Source organism: Corallococcus silvisoli (assembly GCF_009909145.1).
In the GTDB taxonomy this organism is placed as follows: Bacteria; Myxococcota; Myxococcia; order Myxococcales; family Myxococcaceae; genus Corallococcus; species Corallococcus silvisoli.
The window spans coordinates 368977-384408 of the sequence record NZ_JAAAPJ010000008.1 but is presented as its reverse complement, the minus strand read 5'-3'; the positions used below and the strand labels follow the sequence as shown (position 1 = coordinate 384408).

General features: G+C 70.4%; 11 protein-coding genes. 5 read left to right on the top strand and 6 right to left on the bottom strand.

Annotated features, from left to right (window positions below):
• Window positions 1-46: 46 nt before the first annotated feature.
• Complete coding sequence (locus GTY96_RS18095) at window positions 47-1177, bottom strand: glycosyltransferase (RefSeq protein ID WP_161665357.1); 1131 nt, start codon at window positions 1175-1177, stop codon at window positions 47-49.
• 96 nt (window positions 1178-1273) lie between these two features.
• Here GTY96_RS18095 and GTY96_RS18090 point away from each other — a divergent pair, with 96 nt between their 5' ends.
• Complete coding sequence (locus GTY96_RS18090) at window positions 1274-2329, top strand: glycosyltransferase family 4 protein (protein ID WP_161665428.1); 1056 nt, start codon at window positions 1274-1276, stop codon at window positions 2327-2329.
• A 6-nt stretch (window positions 2330-2335) separates the two neighbouring features.
• Here GTY96_RS18090 and GTY96_RS18085 read toward each other — a convergent pair whose 3' ends face one another.
• Window positions 2336-2722: a VOC family protein gene (locus GTY96_RS18085; RefSeq protein ID WP_161665356.1), complete on the bottom strand. Its 387-nt coding sequence runs from the start codon at window positions 2720-2722 to the stop codon at window positions 2336-2338.
• Window positions 2723-2884: 162 nt separating this feature from the next.
• Between GTY96_RS18085 and GTY96_RS18080 the strand changes: the two genes are divergently transcribed.
• Window positions 2885-5128, top strand: a complete 2244-nt coding sequence (locus GTY96_RS18080) for a patatin-like phospholipase family protein (protein WP_328700927.1) — start codon at window positions 2885-2887, stop codon at window positions 5126-5128.
• A gap of 23 nt (window positions 5129-5151) precedes the next feature.
• Here the strand turns inward: GTY96_RS18080 and GTY96_RS18075 are convergent, their stop codons facing one another.
• Window positions 5152-6426 (bottom strand): O-antigen ligase family protein, encoded by a 1275-nt coding sequence (locus tag GTY96_RS18075; RefSeq protein ID WP_161665354.1) that lies wholly within the window; start codon window positions 6424-6426, stop codon window positions 5152-5154.
• Between the two features lie 190 nt (window positions 6427-6616).
• Between GTY96_RS18075 and GTY96_RS18070 the strand changes: the two genes are divergently transcribed.
• From GTY96_RS18070 to GTY96_RS18060, 3 genes are all read left to right on the top strand, one after another.
• Window positions 6617-8086: an MDR family MFS transporter gene (locus GTY96_RS18070; RefSeq protein ID WP_143901589.1), complete on the top strand. Its 1470-nt coding sequence runs from the start codon at window positions 6617-6619 to the stop codon at window positions 8084-8086.
• 288 nt (window positions 8087-8374) lie between these two features.
• Window positions 8375-10735, top strand: coding sequence for a phosphoketolase family protein (locus tag GTY96_RS18065; RefSeq protein WP_161665353.1), 2361 nt, complete (start codon window positions 8375-8377; stop codon window positions 10733-10735).
• Window positions 10732-11907: an acetate/propionate family kinase gene (locus GTY96_RS18060; RefSeq protein WP_161665352.1), complete on the top strand. Its 1176-nt coding sequence runs from the start codon at window positions 10732-10734 to the stop codon at window positions 11905-11907. The genes GTY96_RS18065 and GTY96_RS18060 overlap by 4 nt, the downstream gene beginning before the upstream one ends.
• 40 nt (window positions 11908-11947) lie before the next feature.
• Here the strand turns inward: GTY96_RS18060 and GTY96_RS18055 are convergent, their stop codons facing one another.
• From GTY96_RS18055 to purD, 3 genes are read right to left on the bottom strand one after another with little or no spacing between them, the layout of a single operon-like run.
• Entirely contained in the window at window positions 11948-13066 is a 1119-nt protein-coding gene (locus tag GTY96_RS18055; protein ID WP_161665351.1) for an LptF/LptG family permease, read from the bottom strand.
• Window positions 13063-14175 (bottom strand): LptF/LptG family permease, encoded by a 1113-nt coding sequence (locus GTY96_RS18050; RefSeq protein ID WP_161665350.1) that lies wholly within the window; start codon window positions 14173-14175, stop codon window positions 13063-13065. Before GTY96_RS18050 ends, GTY96_RS18055 begins: the two co-directional genes overlap by 4 nt.
• Window positions 14172-15431, bottom strand: coding sequence for a phosphoribosylamine--glycine ligase (gene purD, locus GTY96_RS18045; RefSeq protein ID WP_161665349.1), 1260 nt, complete (start codon window positions 15429-15431; stop codon window positions 14172-14174). The genes GTY96_RS18050 and purD overlap by 4 nt, the downstream gene beginning before the upstream one ends.
• Window position 15432 lies beyond the last annotated feature (1 nt).

Sequence of the window (15432 nt, the reverse complement as noted above, 5' to 3'; positions counted from 1 at the left end):
AAAGCGGGCAGGCCTCGGGAAAGTGGGGAGGGGACGGACAGCGGTGTCACACCCCTGGGGAGGACGGGGGCAGGCGCAGGAGGGCGTCGACCTCGGCCTGGATGGCCTGCTGGAAGCGGGCGCGGCCGAAGCGCTCGGCCTGGGCGCGGGCGTCCTCGGGGCGGAAGGTCCGCTCCCAGGCGTCGAACTGGCGCACGGCGGCGGCGAGGGACGCAGGGGTCTGTTCGGCGAAGAAGAGGCCCGTCTTCGCGGTGACGGTCTCCAGGGCGCCCCCCTTCCCGAAGGCGATGACGGGGCGGCCCGTGGCCTGGGACTCCAGGGGGGTGATGCCGAAGTCCTCCTCGGGGGTGAAGAGGAGCGCGCGGGCGTCGCGGTAGAGCGCGGGGAGCGCGGCGTCCGGGACGTTGCCGAGGAAGCGGATGTGGGGCGGCAGCGGTCCGGAGGTGAGGCGCGCGGCCTCCTGGCCCGTGCCCACGACCCACAGGGGGGCCTCCAGGGTGCGGAAGGCCTCCAGCGCGACGTCCAGGCGCTTGTACGGAGCGAAGGCGCCCAGCCACAGGAAGTAGCCGCCCTTCCCTCCTCCTTCGAGCGGCAGTTGGGTGAAGCGGTCCAGCTCCACGGGGGGCGGGACGACGGAGGCCTCGCGGCCCCAGAAGCGGCGGATCTTCCCTGCGATGTGCTGGCTGTTGGCGACGATGCGGTGCACGCCGTCGGTGGAGGCGCGATCCCAGCGCTGGAGGTAGGGGCGCACGGCGAGGGCGGCGGCGCGCACGGGACGGCTCGCGCGGCCAGGGCCGAAGTACTCGTCGAACAGGTCCCACATGTACCGCATGGGCGCGTGGACGTAGCTCAGATGGGGGACCCCGGGCGGGGCGTGGATGCCCTTGGCGACGCAGTGGCTGGAGGACAGGACGAGGTCGTAATCGCCGGTGATGCGCAGGGCTTCGATGGCGCGGGGGAACAGCGGCAGGAAGTGCCGGTAGCGCGCGTGGATGCCGGGGATGTGCTGGAGGAACGACGTGGTGATGCGCCGGTTCTCGATGCGGGGGGGCTGGCTGCCCGGCTGGTGGATGAGGGTGTAGAGGTCCGCGTCGGGGTACAGTTCGCAGAGGGCGTCGAGGACGCGTTCTCCACCGCGGTGGGTGACAAGCCAGTCGTGGACGAGGGCGACCTTCACGGGGAGCGCCTTGTAGCACTGGCGGAGCAGCGGTGCCGGAGGAAGGCCGCGTGTGCTAGGCCAGGGAGCGTGCCCTCTGTCCTCCTCGACCTGAGAATGGTGCGCGGTCAGCTCCACGGCATCGCGAGGTACGCGCTGGAGCTGGCGCGCCGTCTGCCCGCGCTGGCCCCGGACCTGGAGTTCTCCGCCCTCGTGCCCGCGAAGGGGTTGCCGGACGACCTGGGCGACCTGACGCCGAGGATTCCGCTGCACCGCTCCCGGGCGGGCTACCTGTCCCCGACGGAGCAACCGCTGCTGGCGTATGAGCTGGCGAAGCTGAAGCCGGACCTGTTCCACGCGACGTCGTTCTCGTTGCCGCTGTTCTGGCCGGGGCGGTTGGTGGCGACGCTGCACGACGCGAACCATCTGGCGCTGGCGGACCAATACACGCCGGTGCAGGCAATCTATTACAAGGCCGTTGTGGGACCGCGGGCGCGATTGGCGTCGGCGCTGATCACGGTGTCTGACTTCTCCCGGGAGGAGCTGGGGAAGTATCTGAAGATGTCGCCGTACCGGTTCCAGGTGATTCACAACGGCGTGGACCCACGCTTCGAACCGCCGACCGCGAGCGAGGCCAAGGCGTTCCGCGAGCGCCATGAGTTGCCGGAGCGGTACGTCGCGGTCGTGGGCAACGCGAAGCCGTTCAAGAACCTGGCGATGCTGGGGAAGTTCGCGGCGGACCTTCCGGTGCCGCTGGTGCTGCTCGCGGGCAAGGGCGCGGTGGCGCATGACCTGGGCCTGCACGAGAACGTCCTCGACCTGGAGCAGCTGTCCGAGGCGGAGATGCCGCTGTTTTACGGAGCGGCGGCGGCGCTGCTGCTGCCGTCGAAGTACGAAGGGTTTGGATTGCCGGCCCTGGAGGCGATGGCCTCGGGTTGCCCGGTGATCGCGGCGGACACGACCGCCATTCCGGAGGTCGTGGGCAATGCCGCGATGCGACTGCCTCCCGATGATTGGGCCGCGTGGCGCGAAGCCACGCTGCGAATCCTGAGGGACGACAACCTGCGTCGCGAGTTGACGGAGCTGGGCCGTGAGCGGACGGGACGCTTCACGTGGGACGCATGCGCGCTCCGGACGCTGGGCGTCTACCGCCGCGTGCTCACGCCCCCCTGAATCCCCTCAACACAGCGGCTCCGAGATCTCGATCAGGTTCAGATCCGGATCGCGGACGTAGACCGAGCGGAGCTTCTGGGTCGCGCCCGTGCGCTCCACCGGCCCTTCGACGATGGGCCAGCCCCGTGCGTTCAGATGCGCGATGACCTGCTCGAGCGGCACCGTGGCGATGAAGCACAGGTCCAGCGCACCGGGCACGGGCAGATGCGCATGCGGCGGGAACTCATGCCCGCGCACATGCACGTTGAGCTTCTGGTTTCCGAAGCAGAACGCGATGCGGCCCGCCCCGAAGGTTTCAAGGCGCAGCTGAAGCACTTCCGTATAGAACCGCCGGGTGGCTTCGACGTCGACACACGTCAGGACGAGGTGATCCAGGTGATCGATGAGAGACATGTCCGCTTCCTCCCGCTCCGGGAGCCCCTTGAGCGGCAGATGCCGCCCCCTCCATTCTCGCCGCTCCCGGGAGTTCTCCGGAGCAGCGAGCCGCGGTCGATGTCCAGTCGTGTGACCTCACGGGGTCGCGGCCCGTGGCCCCAGGTCCTCGCCTGTGTCCTGGTGCTCATCACTTCACAGGCCAGCGCGCAGGCTTCCGCCCCCACCCAGCCCGTGCCCCCGACGGCCGCGTCGCTCACGGTGAGCGGAGGCGTGTCCCTGGGGACCTACGAGGCGGGGCTCCTGTACTACGCGACGACGTCTTCCCAGGGCGCGCGCACCCTGGATCTCCGGCTGGTGACAGGCGCATCCGCGGGAAGCCTCAACGCCCTGCTGACAGTGATGTCGGCCTGTGGCGTGAATGCTCCCAGCCCTGCCCAATCCCTGTTCTGGGACATCTGGATCCCCATTGGATTCAACGACCTCTTCATTCCAGCCTCGACGACGGCGCTGGGTGTCTTCTCCCGGGATCAGCTCGAACGCCGCGCCGCCCATATTGAACAGGCCTGGAATCGCGGCCTCGACTCCACGTGCGACGTGGTGCTCGGAGTCTCGACGACGCGCACGGCGCCCCGGGTGCTCCAGGTCGCGAACGGACGGCTCGACCTGCCGCGCCTCGAAGAGAAGTTCGCCATCCGCATCCAGGGCCGAGGACCCGGACAGCCGCCGCGCGCGACCAACTACACCACGCCCGAGAGTCGCCGCCTGGAGCTGATGCTTGAAACAGACGCGCACGGGGAGATCCCCTTCGCGAACCTGCGCCGACTCCTGCTCGCGTCCATGTCCTTCCCCATCGCGTTCGCGCCCCAGATGCTGCGCACCTGCGCGTCGAACGCCTCCGCCACTCCGGGGGTGTGCCTGCCAACGGAGGCGCGGAGCGATCTCTTCATCGACGGCGGCGTCTTCGACAACACCCCGCTTCGCCTCGCGGTGGGGCTTGCTCGCGATGGCCTGCGCGAAGCACCGAATGGACGGCTGGAGTGGCGCCCGGTCCCCAGGCCAGACGTGCACACGACGCCCGGGGGCATCACGTTCGCGTTCATCGATCCAGACGCCACCGAGTATCCGGTCGCGCCCCCGGCCCCAACCGGGACGGCTCCCGAGTCCTTGCCAGCGATCCTCGCGGAGGTCCTGGCCGCCTTCGTGGATACAGCGCGGTCCAAGGAGCTGGCCCTGCTCCTCGAGGAGGAGCCGGAGATCGCCCGGCGGCTCACCCTTCCCCGCCGGCACTTCCCCGCCGCCGGTGCGCCCCTCTTCGCGTTCCTCGGCTTCTTCGAGACCGGCTTCCGTGTCTTTGATTTCTACCTCGGCATGTATGACGCCCGCCGGATGTTGGATGACGCGTTCCGGGAGGAATGGAAGCCCTCCGAAAGGCTGCTCGCGAACGCCGCGAAAGGTCTTGGGGGATGGCAGCCCTTCACATGCATGAGCGCCGTCTATGACTCCTCACCCAACGCGGCCCAGGCGTGTCAGGGCGAAGGGCTCGAGGACTTCCGGGCGCTGTTGCAGATGTCGTTGGATCAGCTCTACGACGCGTGCAGCAAGTCCGCGGGGACAACGCCCCCTGCCTCCTGGCGAAACGCGCACTGCGACCGCGCCATCGCGGGGCAGCCACCGCCCAGGGTCCCCGGCCTCCATCCCTCCGAATGGCCCGACTGGAAGCGGAGCGACAAGGAGACAGAGCTGGCGTATTCCATGCGGCTGCTGGGGGCCTATGGCTTCCAGTTTCGCGATCTGGGCGTGCCGAGGGGCCGAGGCGATCTCGCCGTCCTGCGGATCCGCCATGCGCTCGGGAGCGCCGCAAGCCGGCTGGCGGCGGTGCAGCCCGGGGCCGACAAGCCCACGGTGCGCTTCGCGGGCAAGCTCGCGGTGGACAGCATCAGCTACGAATCCCAGCGCCTGGTGTTCCACGCCACGCTGGGCCCCACCGAGAGCGAAGCAGGGCTGAGCGTCGCGGCCTCCGAGCTCCCGCTCCCCTCCGGACTCCGGTTCGCGAGCGCGCTTGGGTTCCGGGGACTCGAGGATGTCCTCTCCGCGGGAAGCAGCAGCGCCCCGTTCGGTGTCGCCCTCGTGGGAGGGCTCGAGTTCCAGCCACGCTCGAGGCAGTCCGTTCTCTCCCAGAGCCGGTTCGCGATTCGCGCGGGGTGGCTGTTCAGCGCCAATGACAGCTACGGGACGGAGCCATGCCTGGACCGAGGCGCCAGCCATGTGACCGCGTGCTCACGGCCAGTCGTCCAGGCGCTCGTGGGGATCACGCTCGTGGAGCGCCTCCGGGCGCAGCTCGTGGGCGAGTGGTACCCGGGAACCCGCACCCGCAAGACGCTCTGGTCCGTGGCGCCGGGCATTGGCTTGGAGCTGGGGCTCTAACGCCGAGGGCCATCCATCATCATTCAGGAGCCGGACAACGGCCGCACCACGCCCTCGCGCTCACACAGCCCGAGTCCCCACACGAGCATGAAGGACAGATGCACGCTGGAGTGGAACGGCAGGTAGTGCACCAACCCCAGGACGTGGAAGCCCACGAAGGACAACAACGCGCCGGTGGCCGGAATGGAACCCGCCCGGTGCCTCCGCACCAGCGCCCTCGCCAGCAGCACGTGCATCGCCGCCAGCAGCGCCAGCCCCAGGAGCCCGGTCTCCGCCCACGCCGTCAGCCAGAGGTTGTGTGAGTCCGTGGCCAGCAGGTCCGTGATGCCCGTCTCCGCCTGCGTCGCCAGCGCCGCGGGCTTGTGGTTCCCGAAGCCCACGCCCACCCAGGGGTGCTCACGCACCAGGCGCCAGCCCACGGACATCGCCAACGACCGCTCCCCCCCGCCGAACAGGTTGTCCACCGCCTTGCCAAAGCGCTCCCGCCACGCGGGCGTCAGCAACACGAGGACGACCAGCGCCACCGCCACCCCGAGCCCCGCCTTCCTCGCCGTCCCCCGCAACAACAGCAACAACGCCAGCACGCACACGCCCAACGCCGCGCCCAGCGCCGCCCTCGCGAACGAACCGTAGATGGACAGCAGCAACGCCAGCACCACCGCCCCCGCCAACACCCGCTGCCGCGTCACCTTCGACCGGCCGAGCACCGCCAGCGCGGGCCCCAGCACCGCGATGGCCCCATGCGCGAAGCGCAGCCGGTGGAAGAAGAACCCTCCCGCCGCGTACCTCGGCTGCTCCTCCGTGCCGAAGTTCTCGTGCAGACGCGACAGGTTCAGCTTCAGGAACCGGGGCGGCTCCCACGGCCACATCACCCGGTGCTGGAAGAAGCCCAGCGCCGCCGCCAGCAGCCATCCTCCCGCGACGAGGCCTCCCAGCATCACCCACGGCACGCCCAGCGTCCCGATGCACGCCACCGCCGCTCCCGCCACCGAGTCCAGCGCCTGGCCGTACCTCGCGCCCCTCGGCCACTTCGCCGCCGCTCCCGTCATCAGAGCCACCGCGGGTGACACGAGCTGCCACCCGCACAGCGCGACGCTCGCGAGCACGAACGCCCGGACGTCCTGCTCCAGTCGCAGGCGCTTCGTCGCCACCAGCGCCAGCGCCAACGCGAGCGCCAGGATGGCGCCGGCCTGGAGCACCGCCTCCGCCAGCACCAGCCCTACCGCGTAGAGCCCCAGCACCCCGGCGACCGCCGTCCTCCAACGTCCCGCCTCGCTCGTTTTCGAATCCGTGACCATGCGTGCGCCTCGAACCCACGAGGCCGCCGGACCCTACCCCACCTGGACGCCCCCTCCACCGCCGACCTTCCAGAGTGGGCCTGGAATTCCCAACGATTGCACCCCCAAGCGGGATTCACGTGCTTGACGTTGGCGACGCGGACAGGCACGCGTTACCCAGGGGCCTTTCCCCGGGCCTGAACCTTCCGACATGCGCACCACCCACCGACCCTTCACCACCCTGGCTCTCGCGCTGTGCCTCTTCATCGCCGCGCTGGAGATGACCGTCGTCTCCACCGCCATGCCCACGGTGGTCAGCGACCTGGGCGGCATCCAGCACTACGCGTGGGTCTTCACCGCGTACATGCTGTCCTCCACCATCACCGTGCCCATCTACGGGAAGCTCGCGGACCTCTACGGCCGCAAGCCCATCCTCCTCTTCGGCACCAGCCTCTTCCTCGTCGCGTCCATCGCGTGTGGCCTCTCCACGTCGATGAACATGCTGATCGTCTTCCGCGTCCTCCAGGGCCTGGGCGCCGGGGCCATGCAGCCCATCGCGCTCACCATCATCGGGGACATCTACACGCTGGAGCAGCGCGGGAAGGTCCAGGGCGCGTTCAGCGCCGTGTGGGGCATCGCCGGCCTCGCGGGACCGCTCACCGGCGGCCTCATCGTGAAGTACCTGACCTGGCACTGGGTCTTCTTCATCAACATCCCCATCGGCGTGGGCTCCATGGTCCTGCTCGTCGTGTTCTTCCATGAGCAGCTCCAGCGCAAGGCTCGCGCCCGGCTCGACTACGCGGGCGCGGCGCTCCTGTCCTCCGGCGTGGTGGCCCTCCTGTTCGGCGTGCAGGGCACCGGCCGTACGCTCCTCGCCCTGCCCGTCGCCGCGGTGCTCCTCATCGCGTTCGTGCTCGTGGAGCTGCGCGCCGCGGAGCCCATCATCCCGATGAGCATCTTCAAGATTCCCACCATCGCCATCTCGTCCGTGGCGGGCGCCCTCTTCTCCGCCGCCCAGTTCGGCGCCACCACCTACGTGCCCCTGTACGTGCAGGGCGTCCTCGGTGGCTCGGCCACCATGGCGGGAGGGATGATCACCCCGATGATCGTCGGCTGGCCGCTGGCGAGCCTCATCGGCGGCAAGGTGATGGTGCGCACGGGCTTCCGGCCGCTCATCGTCGGGGGCCTGGGCCTCGCGTCCATTGGCACCGTGCTCATGGCGCTGCTGCTCAAGCCGGGCGCGTCCATGCTCGTGCCGGAGATCGCCATGGGCTTGTTCGGCCTGGGCCTGGGCTTCGCCGCCATGGCCACGATGGTCGCGGTCCAGACGAGCGTCGGCTGGGAGCTTCGCGGCGTGGCCACCGCCAGCAGCATGTTCTTCCGCACCATCGGCGGGTCGCTGGGGGTGGGCGTGATGGGCGGCGTGCTGGTCTCGCAGCTCATGAAGGATCCGAACGTCCCCGTGAGCGCGGCCGCGGAGCTGCTCGGACCGGAGCACGGACACGGGCTGGCCCCCTCCATTCTCGAGGCGCTCGGCGGTGCGCTCGACACCGGCCTGTCCATCAACTTCTGGATCATGTGCTCGGCGATGCTCGCCGCGTTCGCCGCCGGCCTGTTCTTCCCCAAGGTGAAGCGCGCCACCACGCCGGTGAACCTGGCCGACGTGCCCTCGTCCCATTGAAGCCGCCGTGCGGCGCGATGCTTCGCGGGCCATGCCCAGGTCCGCGAAGCCGCCCGCCCCCAGGAAGCCGCGCCCCGCGCACCGGAAGCTGGGCGGCCTGACCGCCGGCGCCACGTCATGCGTCTGACCTTGCGCTGACGTCCGCCAGGGGAGCCGGGTTCAAGCAAGGGCGGCCATGCTGTCGGGAAGCCGACGCGCCCGCCATTTCCCATCACGGATTTCACCCGTCACGGCGCGGTTGGAGTCTGGTGCCCCGGGATGCGCGATGTCCGCATGGGGAGATGACAGATGGCCGGTCCACTGAGTGACGAGGAACTGGAGAAGATCGACGCCTACTGGCGCGCGGCGAACTACCTGTCCGTCGGGCAGATCTACCTCAAGGACAACCCGCTGCTGGAGCGGCCCCTCACGCGGGAGGACATCAAGCCACGGCTCCTGGGGCACTTCGGCACCACGCCGGGCCTCAACTTCATCTACGTGCACCTGAACCGCATCATCCGGAACCACCGGGCCAACATGATGTATCTCATTGGCCCCGGCCACGGCGCTCCCGGCATCATCGCCAACACGTTCCTGGAAGGCTCCTACACGGAGCTGTATCCCAACATCGAACGCAACCGCGACGGCATGAAGCGCCTGTTCCGCCAGTTCTCCTGGCCCTACGGCGTCCCCAGCCACGACGCGCCGGAGGTCCCCGGCTCCATCAGCGAGGGCGGCGAGCTGGGCTACTCCCTGCTCCACGCGTACGGCGCCGTGCTGGACAACCCGGACCTCATCGTCCCCTGCGTCGTCGGCGACGGAGAGGCGGAGACGGGCGCGCTCGCCGCGAGCTGGCACTCCAACAAGTTCATCAACCCCATCACCGATGGCGCCGTGCTGCCCATCCTGCATCTCAACGGGTACAAGATCGCCAACCCCACGGTGCTCGCCCGCATCGACGCCGACGAGTTGGAAGCCCTCTTCCGCGGCTACGGCTACCGGCCCCACTTCCTGGAGGGAGACGACCCGAAGACGATGCACCAGCGGATGGCGGAGGTGCTCGACACCCTCTACGCCGAGATCCGCCGCATCCAGCGCCACGCCCGCGAGAACAAGGACCCCACCCGCCCCCGTTGGCCCATGCTCGTGCTGCGGACCCCCAAGGGGTGGACCGGCCCGAAGGTGGTGGATGGCAAGCCGGTGGAGGGCACGTGGCGGGCCCATCAGGTACCGCTGGAGTCCGTGCGCTCCAACCCCGAGCACCTGAAGATCCTCGAAGCATGGCTGCTGAGCTACCGCCCCCGCGAGCTCTTCGACGCGCACGGCACCTTCCGCGAGGAGCTGGCGGACATCGCGCCCAAGGGCCGGCTGCGCATGGGCGTCAACGTCCACGCCAACGGCGGCCAGCTGCTGGTGCCGCTCGCGCTGCCGGGCTTCCGCGACTACGCCGTCGACCCGGGCACGCCCGGCTCCAAGCACGTCAGCGCCACGAAGGTGCTGGGCGGCTACCTGCGGGACGTCATGCGCGACAACCTGGCCACGCGCAACTTCCGCATGTTCGCGCCCGACGAGAACGCCTCCAACCGGCTCCAGGATGTCTACGCGGTCAGCGGCAAGCGCTGGGACGCGAAGGTGGAGTCCACGGACGAACACCTCTCCGTGGACGGGCGCGTGATGGAGGTCCTGAGCGAGCACCTCTGCCAGGGCTGGCTGGAGGGCTACCTGCTCACCGGACGCCACGGCTTCTTCTCCTGCTACGAGGCGTTCATCCACATCATCGATTCGATGTTCAACCAGCACGCCAAGTGGATCAAATCCGCGCGGGAGCTGCCCTGGCGCAAGCCCATCGCGTCGCTGAACTACCTGCTCAGCTCGCACGTCTGGCGGCAGGACCACAACGGGTTCTCCCACCAGGACCCGGGCTTCATCGACCACGTGGCCAACAAGAAGGCGGACACGGTGCGCATCTACCTGCCGCCGGATGCGAACACGCTCCTGTCGGTGGCGGACCACTGCCTGCGTTCGAAGAACTACGTGAACCTCATCATCGCGGGGAAGCAGCCGGCCCCGGTGTGGCTGGGCATGGAGGACGCCGTGCGCCACTGCTCGGAGGGCATCGGCGCGTGGGACTGGGCCGGCAACGAGGACGGCGACCCGGACGTGGTGATGGCCTGCGCGGGCGACGTGCCCACCCTGGAGACGCTGGCGGCGGTGACGCTGCTGCGCGCGTGGGCCCCGGAGCTCAAGGTGCGCGTCGTCAACGTCGTGGATGTGTTCAAGCTCGCGCCGGTGAGCGTCCATCCGCACGGGCTGAACGACGAGGACTTCAATCGCCTGTTCACCAAGGACAAGCCCGTGGTGTTCGCGTTCCATGGCTACCCGACGCTCGTGCACAAGCTCACGTACAACCGGCTCAACCACGAGAACATCCACGTGCACGGCTACAAGGAAGAGGGCACGACGACGACCCCGTTCGACATGACGGTGCTCAACGACATGGACCGCTTCACCCTCGCGCTGGTGGCCATCCGGCACTCGCGCGCCGCGCGCCACCGGTTGGACGCCGCGGAGCAGCGGTTCTCGGAGGTGCGCCAGCAGCACAAGCTCCATGTGTCGGAGCACGGTGAGGACATGCCCGAGGTGGCCGACTGGAAGTGGACGGCACGATGAGCGACGCCGGCGCGGTGCTGGTCATCAACAGCGGCTCGTCGTCGCTGAAGTTCGGCCTCTACGTCGAACAGGGCCGCCAGGAGGCGGTGCGCTTCAAGGGCAGCGCGAAGCCTATCGGCGCGGAGCACGGCCAGCTCGTCGTGAAGGATGGCACGGGGAAGCAGGTGCGCGCGGTGGACGTGCGGCATCCGTCACAGGAGGACGCCTTCCGCGAGGCCGTGCGGCACCTGGAGGAGCTGGGCGGCGCGAGGCCCCAGGCCATCGGGCACCGCGTGGTGCATGGCGGGCCCCACCTCCGCGAGCATCAGGCCCTGACGCCGGAGGTGATGAAGGCGCTGGAGGACGCGACGCACTTCGCGCCGCTCCACATTCCTCCGGCGCTCAGGCTCATCCGGGCCACTCAGCAGCGCTACCCGGGGGTGCCGCAGTTCGTCTGCTTCGACACGGCCTTCCACGTCACCCTGCCCGCTGTCGCCTCGACGCTCCCCCTGCCCCGCGCCGTTCGCGACCAGGGCGTCCAGCGGTATGGCTTCCATGGGCTGTCCTACGAGTCCATCGTCGCGAGGCTCGAGCCCACCGTGCCAGCCCGCACCGTGGTGGCCCACCTGGGCAACGGCGCGAGCCTCGCGGCGCTCGAACACGGACGTTCGGTGGACACGTCGATGGGCTTCACGCCCACGGGCGGAATTCCCATGGGCACGCGCACGGGCGACCTGGATCCAGGCGTGCTCCTGTACCTGCTGCGCACGGGCGGGTTGGACGCGGATGCGCTCGAAGCGCTGGTGAACCACGACGCCGGGCTCCGGGGACTGTCGGAGGCCACGAGCGACATGCAGGCCCTCACCCGCGACGCGGCGGCGGGCCACGCCGGGGCGGCGCTGGCGGTGGACGTCTTCACGCGAAGCATCACGAAGACGGTGGGTGCCTACGCGGCGGTGCTTGGGGGCCTGGACCTGCTCGTGTTCACGGGCGGCATCGGCGAGAACAGCGCCCCGGTGCGCCAGCGCGTCTGCGGGATGCTGGGACACCTGGGCATCACCCTGGATGCGCGAAGGAACGAAGCGAACGCGGAGCTCATCAGCTCCGACGCGTCCGCGCACCCGGTGCGGGTGCTGCCCAGCGACGAGGAGGCGCAGTTGGCCCGCCACACGCGGCGGCTCCTTCGCGGCTGAGCCCCCGAACGACGCCCCGGGCCCACGTCCCAGGCGCGGCTCACACCGGCCGCGTCGCGCTCCGACGTGGGAGGTACAGCAGCCCTTCGCGGCGCAGCCACAGCGCCACCGCCACCACGGTCAGCAGCGTCGTGGGCATCCAGGCCGCCACCGCGGGCGCCAGACGCTCGGTGAGCACCAGCGTGCGCGACACCACCATCAGGCCCCACATGGCCACGGCGATGAGCAACCCCTCCACCACCGCCGCCGTCAGGTGTCCGCGCCGGTTCGTGCGCAGCGCCAGCCCCACGGCCAGCAGCGCCGCGGGCAGCCCCGCCAGCGGATACGCGAAGCGGTTGTGCCACGCGAGCTGGAAGCCCCGCGTCGCCAGCCCCACCTCCGCGCGCGCGACGATCTGCTCGCTCAGCTCCGCCAGGCGCATCTGCTCCGGGCGGCCCGGCCGGATGCGGAAGGTCGTCGCCCCCACGCCCAGCTCGTACTCCGCGGCGGGCTGCTGCTTCACCGCCGTGCCGCCGTCCTCCGCGAACGTGCGCTCCACCACGTCCGTGAGCTCCCAGCGCGTCCCCTCCAGCGCGCGCATGCGCCCCGCGTCCACCCGCCGCCGCAGCTTGAACTCCGGCGTCAGCGTGAAGATGGAGACGTTCTCGAAGCCCTCCTGCGCGTCGCCCCCCCGGAGGAAGAAGATGGAGTCGCCCCGCCGGAACCACTGCTTCGGCGTGTAATAGAGGCGCCAGTCGCTCCACCGGTTGAAGCGCTGCGTGGTGATTTCATCCACGCGCCGGCCCGCCCGCGCGGCGACCGTCTCGTCGAACGCCACGAGCCCCACGCACCCCACCAGCGCGCACAACCCCACCGGCAGGTAGAGCGCCGCCGGGCCGAAGGTGAGCGCCCGGAGCGCCGTCACCTCGCCCTTCTTGCGCAGCGCCGACACCGTGGTGCCCGCCGCCAAGAGCAGCGCCGCCGGCCCCAGCTGCTGCACCGTCACCAGGGCCTTGTAGCCATAGAGCTTGAGCACATCGAGCACCCAGCCCTCGCCCCCGTAGGCCTTCGCGCGGTCGACGAAGTCCACCACCAGGAACACCGCCACCACGCCCGCGAGGATGCCCAGCGTGTAGCGGACATACGCGCGCACCACGTAGCCGAAGAGGGTCCGCCTCATCGCAGCGTCCCCGAGCGCGTCACGCGGTACAGCGCGAACGCGCCCACCGCCATGAAGAGCACGTTCGCGAGCTGCCCGGCGACCAGCACCGGAAGCTGCCCGCGCTGCCCCATCTGCTCGAAGGCGCGGCTCAGGAGGTAGTAGAGGACGTAGCCGCCCAGCGTCAGCAGGTAGCCCCACGCCCGGCCCGCCTGCCTCCGGCCAATCGCCAGCGGCGTGGCCAGGAGCGCGAACGCCACCGGCGCCACCGCGTTGCCCAGCCGGCTGTGCAGCGCCATCAGGAACGGGAGCGGATCCTCCCGCCGCTCCTCCGCGTCCTTCGCCGCGGCCAGCAGCTCCACCGGCGTCAGCTCCTCCTTGGGCGAGCGGAACCGGTTGCGCCGCGACAGCGAGCCCCCCAGCCCCACGTTGATCTCCGCCTTCTCGAAGGCCACCACGCTCGCGTCCACCGAGGAGCGGTTGGCGCGGTGCACCTCCCCCTCCATCAGCTCGATCCGCAGCGCCTCGCCCCGGTCCGACGTGCCCACGCGGCCCTTGTGCGCCAGCACCAGCAGCGGCGAGCTGGGGTCGCGGTCGTCGTGCAGCAGCACGTTCGTCCACCCGCCGTCCTTGGGCGCCACCTTCTGCGCGTACAGCGTGAGGTCGCTCAGGTCCTCGTAGAAGACGCCGGACTTCACGTCGCCCGCGACGTTCTTCTGGATGACCTCGCCCACCAGGTCCTTCACGCCCGTGAGGCCCCACGGCTCCACCGTGGACGTGAGCAGCACCATGAACGCGCTCAGCGCGAGCCCCACGCCCAGGGGCGCCGCCAGCAGCTGGAGGGGGCTGATGCCCAGCGCCTGCAACGACGTGAGCTCCCGGTCCTCCCCCAGCCGCCCCAGTCCCAGCAGGATGGCCAGCAGGAACGCGATGGGCAGCGCCATCACCAGGAAGTGCGGCGCCAGGTAGGCGATGAGCCGGCCCAGGTCGCTCAGCGTCACCGCCGAGCCCAACAGCACGTCCGTGCCGCGCAGGAACTGCATCACGAACAGCAGCAGGAACATGAACGCCACCCAGACGCACAGGGGGACGAGCAGTTCCTTGAGCAGGTAGCGCGCCAGCAGCTTCACGGCCGCGTCCGCAGCCCCCGCGCCCCGATGTCCCGGCGGAAGTGCTTGCCCTCGAAGCGCACGGTCTCCGCCGCCGCCAGGGCCCGCTCACGCGCCGTCGACAGGTCCGCGCCGCGCGCGCACACCGTCAGCACCCGGCCCCCGGCCGTCACCAGCGCGCCGTCCTGCTTCGCCACGCCCGCCAGGAACACCGGCGCGTTCGACGGCACCGCGTCCAGGCCCTCAATGCGCTGGCCCTTCTTCGGCGCGTCCGGATAGCCCTCCGCCGCCAGCACCACGCCCACCGAGGCGCCCGGATGCAGCGTCAGCGTCCGGGGCTCCAGGGTCCCCTTCGCGCACGCGTCCAGGAGCGGCAGCAGGTCCTCTTCCACCTGCATCATCAGGACCTGCGTCTCCGGGTCCCCGAAGCGCGCGTTGAACTCCAGCACCTTCGGGCCCGACGCCGTGAGCATCAGCCCCGCGTACAGCACCCCGCGCAGCGGCGTGCCTCGCCGGGCCAGCACCGCGAGCGTCGGCGCGATGACCTGCTCGCCCACCTTCGCCAGCTCCGTCGGCGTGAGGAACGGCGCCGGGCAGTACGCGCCCATGCCGCCGGTGTTGGGGCCCGTGTCGCCCTCGCCCACCCGCTTGTGGTCCTGAGACAGCGGCAGCAGCACGTAGCGCTCGCCGTCGCACAGGGCCATGAGCGACACCTCCTCGCCCTCGAGCAGCTCCTCCAGCACCATCCGCTGGCCCGCCTGCCCCATCGCCGCCACGGCGCGCACCGCTTCGCGCGCGGCGTCCGCGTCCGGCGCGACGATGACGCCCTTGCCCGCCGCCAGCCCGTCCGCCTTCACCACGATGCGGCCCTGTTCGACGGCGTACGCCTCCGCCTGGGCCGCGTCGGTGAAGACGCGGAAGGCCGCCGTGGGCACGCCCGCCTCCGCCATGATCTCCTTGGCGAAGGCCTTGGACCCTTCGATGCGCGCGGCCGCCGCGACGGGGCCGAAGCACGGGATGTCCACCTGCGCCAGCGCGTCCGCCACGCCCGCGACGAGCGGCGCCTCCGGCCCCACCACCACCAGGTCCACGCCCTCGCGGCGCGCCAGCGACACCACCGCCTCCGGCGAGTCCGCCTGGAGGGGCACGTTGGTGCCCCACCGCGCCGTGCCCGGGTTGCCCGGGCCACAGAGGAGCCGCGAGAGACGGGGACTCTGGGCCAGCTTCCACGCGAGCGCGTGCTCACGGCCGCCCGCCCCCAGCAACAAGACCTTCACG

Excerpts from the sequence above, each read along its gene's own strand:
- GTY96_RS18090 (WP_161665428.1), top strand. The coding sequence starts at position 1,274 with ATGGTGCGCGGTCAGCTCCACGGCATCGCGAGGTACGCGCTGGAGCTG.
- GTY96_RS18085 (WP_161665356.1), bottom strand. The coding sequence starts at position 2,722 with ATGTCTCTCATCGATCACCTGGATCACCTCGTCCTGACGTGTGTCGAC.
- GTY96_RS18075 (WP_161665354.1), bottom strand. The coding sequence starts at position 6,426 with ATGGTCACGGATTCGAAAACGAGCGAGGCGGGACGTTGGAGGACGGCG.
- GTY96_RS18070 (WP_143901589.1), top strand. The coding sequence starts at position 6,617 with ATGCGCACCACCCACCGACCCTTCACCACCCTGGCTCTCGCGCTGTGC.
- GTY96_RS18065 (WP_161665353.1), top strand. The coding sequence starts at position 8,375 with ATGGCCGGTCCACTGAGTGACGAGGAACTGGAGAAGATCGACGCCTAC.
- GTY96_RS18060 (WP_161665352.1), top strand. The coding sequence starts at position 10,732 with ATGAGCGACGCCGGCGCGGTGCTGGTCATCAACAGCGGCTCGTCGTCG.
- GTY96_RS18055 (WP_161665351.1), bottom strand. The coding sequence starts at position 13,066 with ATGAGGCGGACCCTCTTCGGCTACGTGGTGCGCGCGTATGTCCGCTAC.